Source organism: Streptomyces sp. (assembly GCF_031181555.1).
Lineage (GTDB): Bacteria > Actinomycetota > Actinomycetes > Streptomycetales > Streptomycetaceae > Streptomyces > Streptomyces fimbriatus.
The window spans coordinates 24,718-32,186 of sequence record NZ_JAPSKQ010000067.1; the positions used below are offsets into that span (position 1 = coordinate 24,718).

Sequence of the window (7,469 nt, forward strand, 5' to 3'; positions counted from 1 at the left end):
GCGGCGCCCGCACCGTCCCTCGCGGCGCCCGCACCGTCCGTCGCGGCGGACGGGCCGTACTCGTGCTCCCGCGTCCCCCCGGCCGCCCCCGCCTCCGCGGGCCCCTCCGCTCCGGTGGCCGGACCGTCCCCGTCCACGTCGAGCAGCCGGGTGACCAACCCGCTGTGCCGGATGCGCTTGCAGCTCAGCCGGCGGAACTCGGCCACAAGGGCGCCGGCTCCGTCATGGATCGCGCAGTCGCTGTGCACGAGGTCGCCCGAGGGGGCGTACTCCTCGGCGTGCGGTACCGACACGTACACGCGCCCCCGCAGCGGCCGCGGAGCGCGGAAGGACTCGATGAAGACCGGGATGAACGGCTCGCCGGGGGACGGTCGTTGGGCGAAGGCCACCAGGGAGGCCGCGTCCAGGGCGCCGGGGTGCAGGTGGAAGCGGTCCAGCAGGCCGGCCTCGTCCCGCTCCAGTTCGATGTCGGCCAGCAGGCCCGCACCGCGGTGGACACCCCGGTACAGCGTGCCCCGGCAGCGCATCGGGGGCCCGTGCTCGATGCGCTCCTCACGGGCGCGGGCGTACAGCTCCGCCATGTCGCCGCGGGCGGTCGCGGCCCTCTTCAGCGCGTCCGCGTCGAGCACGGGTTCGGGCTCGTCGGTGGTGGTGAGCCGCGCCGAGAAGTTCCGCGCCCAGCCGGTGACGGGCGTGCCGTCGCGCAGGGCACGGCTCTCACCGACGACCTCGCGTGCGCCACCGGTCTCCGGAGCGACGGTCAGCCGTATCTCCCGGTCGATCCCCTCGGCCGTCGCCACCACCTCGGTGAACAGCACGTCGCGCAGGACCGCTGTCGTCCGGTCCACGCCTTGTGCCGCGAGCACCCGGAAGACGATGTCGAGGAAGGTGACTCCGGGCAGCACCGAGACTCCGTGCACCCGGTGGTTGCGCATGACGAAGTCGGTGTGGCGCAGGAGCAGCCGGCACCGGATCGTGCGGTCGGGCATGGTGGGGTCCTCTTTCGCTTTCTCTCCGCGCTCAGGAGCCGGAGCCGGCGCGGCGGGCCGCCTCGGCGCGCAGGGCCGCACGGTCCGTCTTGCCGTTGCGGTTGAGCGGTGCCTCGGGCAGCACCCACAGGTGGCGGGGGAGCATGTAGGCGGGCAGCAGGCCGGCGAGGCGGGTCTGCACGTCGGCGGAGTCGGGCGGCGCCCCGATGAGGAACGCGGCGAGCTCGGTTCCCCGCGCGGTGTCGACGGTGCAGACCGCGGCGTCCCGTCCCGGGACCGCGCGGCGCAACGCCTCCTCGACCTCGGCGAGTTCGACGCGGTAGCCCTGGATCTTCACCTGGGAGTCGTCACGGCCCAGGTGCACCAGGCCCGCCTTGCCGTCGAGGAGGCAGCGGTCGCCCGTGCGGTACCAGCGGCGCCCGCGCAGCTCGACGAAGCGGCCGCGGTCGTTGGCGGGGTCCAGGTATCCGCCGAACATCTGGGGCCCGGTCATGCACAGTTCTCCGGTGTCGTCGGCGGGCCGTCCGTCCGGGCCGAGCAGGACGAAGTCCATTCCGTCGAGGGGCACGCCGATGGGCACGGTCGGTGTGGACCAGTCGGGCTCGTCATCGATGTGCCAGCGGTAGGCGGTGCAGGCGATGGTGAGTTCGGTGGGGCCGTAGATGTTGTCGAGGACGGCGCCGGGGGCGGCGGTGCGCACCGTGCGGGCGACGGTGACGGGGAGGGGTTCGCCGCAGAACACGGCGTAGCGCAGCCGGGACAGGCCCCCGGGGTGCAGGCCGGAGCGGCCGGCGGCCGCGATCAGGCTCGGCGTGCTGTGCCAGAACGTCAGCCGGTGTGTGCGCACGCACCGTTCGGGGCTGAGGGCCTGGAGCCGGGTGAGCGCGCAGAGGCAGGCGCCGGTGCCCCAGGCGAGGAAGAGGTCGAGCACGGCGAGGTCGAAGGTCAACTCGTAGATCTGGCTGCACCGGTCGCCCGGCCCGACGTCGTAGCGGGGCAGCGCGGCGGTGAGGAAGGCGCTGACGTTGCGGTGGGTGATGGGCACGCCCTTGGGACGGCCGGTGGATCCGGAGGTGAACAGGATGTAGGCCAGGTCCCCCGGCTCCCGGCCGGCCGGTCCGCGGAAGGCGGCGGCACCCGGGGGGTCGGGCCTGGTCAGCACGCGTACGCCGGGGCCCGGGGCGAACGCGCGCGCCTCGCCGGTGACGAGCGCGTCGATGCCCGCGGCGTCCGCGACGGCCGCGTTGCGCTCGGCGGGGACGTCGGCGCCGAGCGGCACGACGGCCGCCCCGGCGTAGAGGATCCCGAGGAACGCCGCGTAGGTGTCGGCGTTCTTGCCCGCGAGCAGGCCGACGCGGCGCGGCCGGTGCCCGTCCGCGGTCAGGGCCGCCGCCCAGGCTCGGGCCCGCAGGTCCAGCTCGGTGTAGTCCAGGAGGTCGGCGCCGGCCCGCAGGGCGGGACCGTGCGGGTTGGCGGCCAGGCCGTCACGGAACCAGTCGTCGAGCAGCCGGTCCGTCATGTGGTCACTTCCAGTCGGGTCAGCAGGGCCCTGACGGCCCCCGGCGTACGGAAGTTGGCGGGGACGAGTTCCTCGTCGGGCACCGTGCAGCCGAAGGCGTCCTCCAGGGCCGCGATCAGCCCGACGGTGCCGACGGAGTCCAGTCCGTAGGCGGCGAGCGGCAGGTCGGCCGTGAGCACCAGGCCGTCGGGTGCGGTCGGCAGCGCGGCCCGTATGAGGGCGTCGAGTCGGTCGTCGATGGTGTCGGACACGTCCAGTCGGATCCTTCCCCCCGTCGTGGCCCGGTGCGGTGAGGGGTCCTGTCGTCGCCCTCCCGCCGTCCGCCCGAGAACGGGACCACGGTGTGGGTGCGTGCGGTCCCGGGTGCGGGCCACGCCCGGCCCGAAGAGTTCCGGCGGGTGCCTGTCGGACGCGACGTCGCGGAACGGGCGAGAGGTGGGCAGGGCCGGGCGCCCGGGCCCCGGTCGAGTGAACCTCAGCGCAGGACGGTAGGCGGGCGGTCGGGCCGTCGCCGCTCACTTTTGAGCAGACGCCCAGGTGGCGGGTTGAGAGCCTGAGCGGCATGGTGAGCGATCTGGTGGTGGGCGGTTCGGACGTCCGCCTGGCCGCGCGGATCGCCGCGCACGGCCTGGCCCGGGGCGACCGGGTGACTCTGCTGGACCGGAACGGCGGCGGCCCGTCGCGGGATCTCCTGCGGCGAGCCGTGGAGTCGGTGGCCGCCGCCCACGGAACGGATGCCGGGGCGGACCGCCTGCGCGTGTGCCCCGCCGAGGGCCTGCCGGGGAGCGTTCCGCCGGGCGCGGTGGCCTGGCTGGTGACCGGCGGCGCCGGTCCCGCTCCGGTCCTTGACGCTCGCCGGGACGCGGAGCTGGTGCGCGCGGTGCTGCCCGCGCTGTCCCGGGCGGGGGCCGGCGAGGTCGTCCTGGTCGGTGCCGCGGAGGCCGCGGTGCCGATGCCGCTCCCGTCCCTCGCCGGGCGGGAGGGAACGGTGAGCGTGCCGCCCGCAGCCGCCGCGGTCGCGGAGGTGGTGGCCGCCATGGAACGGGCGGCCGCCGGGGAGTGCGCGCGCCTGGGCCTGCCCCTGCGGGTGCTGCGGGTGGCCTGCCCCGTCGCGGCGGACGGGCGGACGCCGGGTGCGCCGGCGGGACTGCACCGGCTGCTGGCCGCGGTGGAGGAGACGGTCACGGAGGTGCGGGCCCGGGCACCCGGCTGGTTCGAGCGTGAGCCACTGCGGCTCCTCGCACCGCCCGGTGCGGCCCTGCCGCTGCTGCCCGCCGAGGACGCCGCACGCCTGCTGTTCGCGCTGACCGAGTCGGCGGTGACCGCGGGCCGCGTGTGCCGCCTGTCGTCCCCGCACGCCACGCCTCTCGCCGAGCTGTGCGACCGGATCTCCGACGTGTACGGCATCCGCCTGACCGCCGTCACCGCTTCCGGCGAACTCAACGCCGTGGACCGGTTGTTGTGCCGGCGGTCGACCGGCGTACTGGAGGGCGGTGCCCGACCGGACGATGTCCTGGACGCGTGCGACGTGCTGGGGCCCGGTGCGGAGGTCGCCGCTCTGCGCCCGCCGGCGCAACGGGGACTGCTGCGGGCGGTCCGCGGGGGACAGACGGCCGCGCGGGAGGAGCGGTCCCGCGGGAGAGCCGTCTTCGTCCGAACGCTCGGCACGGGCACGGTCCCCGCCCGGGACGGGAAGCGAACGGTCGTGTACCGCACCGCCGGGCCGCCTCCCGGCGGCACCGACGCGCTCCCGGTGGTGTTCGTCGGGGCGCTGGGACAGGGCCCCGGCTTCTGGTATCCGCTGATGGAGCGGCTGGCGGCGCAAAGACGGGTCCTGCTGGTCCAGCCGTCCGAGCCGATGGGAGCACCGGAGACGGCCGCCGTGCTGGAGCGCGAGGGCGTCGGCCCGGCCCACCTGGTGGGCTGGTGCACCGGGCCCAAGGAGGCCGTGGCCCTGGCGCGTGCGCATCCGAAGCGGGTGGCGTCGCTGGCCTTCCTCAGTGGATCGTTCCGTGTGGCGGGGCGCGAGGACGGCCTCGACACGGAGTACGAACGCAGCCTGCACACGCTGTGCCGCACGGTGCACGCCCGGCCCGCCGCCGCCGGGCGTCTGCTGCGGCTGTTCGGGCAGCCGGAGCCCGCGCCCGAGTCCGCCGGGGGCGTGCTCGCCGCCACTCACCGCGACCTGCGCGAGCTGGTGCGGGCACCGTTCCGCGACGAGGACGCCCTGGTCCGCTACGCCGCCGCGATGCTCGGGTTCTGGGCCGACGACAGCGCCGACCGCGCACCGGAGGTGTCCGTGCCGGTGCTCGCGCTGGGCGCGGAGTACGACCGGGTGGTGTCCCGCACCCGGCTGCGCGCCGCCACCGCCCGGTTCCCGCGGGGCCACTACGCGGAGTTCACCGGGGCCACGCACCAGTTCCTGTACGACCGGGCCGCGTTGCTGGCGGAGGTGCTGGAGGGATTCTGGCGGGATCCGGCGGACCGTACACCGCCGGCGGACGAGGTCGTCACGGGGACGGCCGGAGAGGAACCGAGGTGAGCACCCCCAAGTCGTTCGAGCGGGTGGCGCGCGACTACGACACCCTGCGGGGCGGCATGGACCGCGGGCGCCAGTCCGCCGGTGCCGTCGCCCCCCACCTGGTGCCCGGCGGGCCGACCCTGGAGGTCGGCGTCGGCACCGGGGCCGTGGCGGCCGGACTTCTGGAGCTGGGTCACACCGTCTTCGGCGTGGACGTCTCCCCCTCGATGCTGCGGCAGGCCGGTGAGCGCATCGGCGGCCGACTGGCGTGCGCCGACGCCCGTGCGCTGCCCTGCCGGGACGGCGCCTTCGCCAACGTGGTCTGCGTCCACGTGCTGCACCTGGTCGGCGACATGGGGGCCGCGCTCGCCGAGGCGCGACGGGTGCTTCGTGAGGGCGGCCGGCTGGTCGCGGTGCACGGCGACCCGTTCGCCGACGACGACCCGATGGTGGCGGCCCTGGAGCGGCTGGCCCCGCTGCGGCCGGAGCGTCCGGACGCCCCCGGGCGGCTGGTCGAGGCGGCGGCAGCGGTGGGGCTGCGCGCCGTCGAGCAGGGGCCCGACGCGGCGTACGTGCAGGCGACCAGCCCGGAGCGGCTGGCGACCAGCCTCGAGAAGCGGGTGCCTCCCTACCTGTGGGACGTGACCGACGACGACTGGCAGCGGCTGGTAGTGCCCGTGATCGACGCGCTCCGGGCGCTCCCGGAGCCGGAACGGCCCCGGGAGCAGGTCTGGCGCTCCTGGCTGACGGTGCTGCGCAAGTGACGGAGCGGGGACGCGGCGGGGTCCGGTCCGCGGCGGAGTCGCGGACCGGCCTCAGCAGGGGATGACCTCGAAGGCGATGGCGGGACGGCCGCCGAACCGCTCTCCGGTCTGCGCGGCCAGGGCGGTGAGCGGACCGCGTACGTCGCTCACCGGGGGCCGCAGCCCGTCCAGGTAGGCGCGGTGCGCCTCCAGCGAGGCGACGGCCTGGTCCAGCGAGCCGGAGACGTCCACGGCGTGGGTGGGGTGCGGGGAGTTGGCGACGGCCAGGTGGCGGACGCCGCTCCAGGGTTCTTCGTCGAGGTCGGGGAAGATCCACCGGTTGGCGGCGTCGGCGACGGCGTCGAGCGCCGCACGGCCGAGGTTGCGGTGGTCGGGGGAATTCCATCGGCCGCTGCTGAAACGGTCATGGAAATTGAAAGTGATCAGCAATTCCGGCCGGTGCCGGCGAATGGCCTCGGCGATCGCGCGGCGCAGCGGAGTGCCGTATTCGATGGTGCCGTCGGAGAGATCCAGGAATTCGACCGAGGAGACGCCCACTATTTTCGCGCTCTCCCGTTGTTCGGCCTCGCGGACGGGTGCGGCCTCGGCCGGGGACATGCCGTCGATTCCGGCCTCTCCCCTGCTGGCCAGCACGTAGGTCACGGTCTTCCCGGCCTTGGTCCAGGCGGCCACGGCGCCGGCCGCGCCGAACTCGATGTCGTCGGGGTGAGCCACCACCGCCAGGGCGGTGTTCCAGTCGTCCGGAAACGGTTTCAATTCCTCACTCATGCAGGGAAGTTAGCATGCGGCCAGTCCCCGCCAATGCTCAAAATTGCACAGCAGCCGGCGCCGGTGAAGCGTGAACATGGCCGGTGCGCGCGGTATTCCGCCGCGTCGTGCCGAGAGATGTGCGAAGGAGACCCATGAGCAGGACGGCAACCGGCGTGATGAAGTGGGAGCCCTGGAAGCCGCGCCCCTTCGCCGCCCAGGAGGAGGCCATGATGCTCTTCCACGGCCAGGTGGTGAACCACTACTCCGGTGACCTGACGGCGACCAGCACCCAGGAGTGCCTCATCCTCGGGCACCGCGACGGGACCAGCCCCTTCTACGGGCTGGAGCGGGTCGTCGGTGAGCTGGAAGGCCGCACGGGCAGCTTCGTCCTCGAGGTCAAGGGCGTGGTGCGTCCCGGGACCGCCGAGGCGACGATGACCGTCGTCCCCGGCTCGGGCACGGCACAGCTGGCCGGTTTGGAGGGCGAGGGCACGTACAAGAGCGATAACGTCGGTCCGGACGGACACAGTTCGTTCGTCCTGAACTACGTGTTGCCGACCGACTGAGTTCTCGGTCACAGGAGAGGGAAGAAGCATGGAGACCGTCGGCGCTCTCGCCGCCATCTCGCTCGACTGCAGGGACCCCAAGGCGCTCGCGGAGTTCTACGGGAAGCTCACCGGGTGGAAAGAGATCTTCAGCAGCGAGAACAACACCTACCTGATGGGCGACTCCTCCGTGCGGCTGGGCTTCCAGCGGGTCGCCGACCACACCCCGCCGAGCTGGCCGGACGCGGGCAAGCAGTTCCACCTCGACTTCAGCGTCCCGGATCTGGACGCGGCGGAGAAGCAGGTGCTGGAACTGGGCGCCACCAAGCCGGAGTTCCAGCCGGGCGGCGACAAGTGGCGGGTCTACCAGGATCCGGCCGG

Annotated in this window: 8 protein-coding genes; 4 read left to right on the top strand and 4 right to left on the bottom strand. The window is 74.2% G+C overall.

The genetic code is table 11. From position 1 onward, the window contains the following. The 3 genes from RIM90_RS15985 to RIM90_RS15995 all read right to left on the bottom strand — a co-directional run. Positions 1–989, bottom strand: a 989-nt coding sequence (locus RIM90_RS15985; RefSeq protein ID WP_309061376.1) for a polyketide synthase dehydratase domain-containing protein, incomplete at its 3' end; no start/stop codon positions are given. 31 nt (positions 990–1,020) lie between these two features. Then, a complete protein-coding gene (locus RIM90_RS15990; RefSeq protein WP_309061377.1) occupies positions 1,021–2,508 on the bottom strand; it encodes an AMP-binding protein in 1,488 nt (495 codons plus the stop codon). After that, positions 2,505–2,759 (bottom strand): acyl carrier protein, encoded by a 255-nt coding sequence (locus RIM90_RS15995; RefSeq protein WP_309061378.1) that lies wholly within the window; start codon positions 2,757–2,759, stop codon positions 2,505–2,507. Before RIM90_RS15995 ends, RIM90_RS15990 begins: the two co-directional genes overlap by 4 nt. Before the next feature lie 311 nt (positions 2,760–3,070). Between RIM90_RS15995 and RIM90_RS16000 the strand changes: the two genes are divergently transcribed. After that, positions 3,071–5,050, top strand: a complete 1,980-nt coding sequence (locus tag RIM90_RS16000; protein ID WP_309061379.1) for an alpha/beta hydrolase — start codon at positions 3,071–3,073, stop codon at positions 5,048–5,050. Further along, a complete protein-coding gene (locus tag RIM90_RS16005; protein ID WP_309061380.1) occupies positions 5,047–5,793 on the top strand; it encodes a class I SAM-dependent methyltransferase in 747 nt (248 codons plus the stop codon). Before RIM90_RS16000 ends, RIM90_RS16005 begins: the two co-directional genes overlap by 4 nt. A 51-nt stretch (positions 5,794–5,844) precedes the next feature. On the opposite strand, the gene RIM90_RS16010 is transcribed toward RIM90_RS16005, so the two are convergent. Beyond that, a complete protein-coding gene (locus RIM90_RS16010; RefSeq protein ID WP_309061381.1) occupies positions 5,845–6,561 on the bottom strand; it encodes a PIG-L family deacetylase in 717 nt (238 codons plus the stop codon). A gap of 134 nt (positions 6,562–6,695) precedes the next feature. Here RIM90_RS16010 and RIM90_RS16015 point away from each other — a divergent pair, with 134 nt between their 5' ends. Together RIM90_RS16015 and RIM90_RS16020 are read left to right on the top strand one after the other, a co-directional pair. Beyond that, a complete protein-coding gene (locus tag RIM90_RS16015; RefSeq protein WP_309061382.1) occupies positions 6,696–7,109 on the top strand; it encodes a DUF3224 domain-containing protein in 414 nt (137 codons plus the stop codon). A gap of 28 nt (positions 7,110–7,137) precedes the next feature. After that, a partial coding sequence (locus RIM90_RS16020; RefSeq protein ID WP_309061383.1) for a VOC family protein occupies positions 7,138–7,469 on the top strand: 332 nt, incomplete at its 3' end.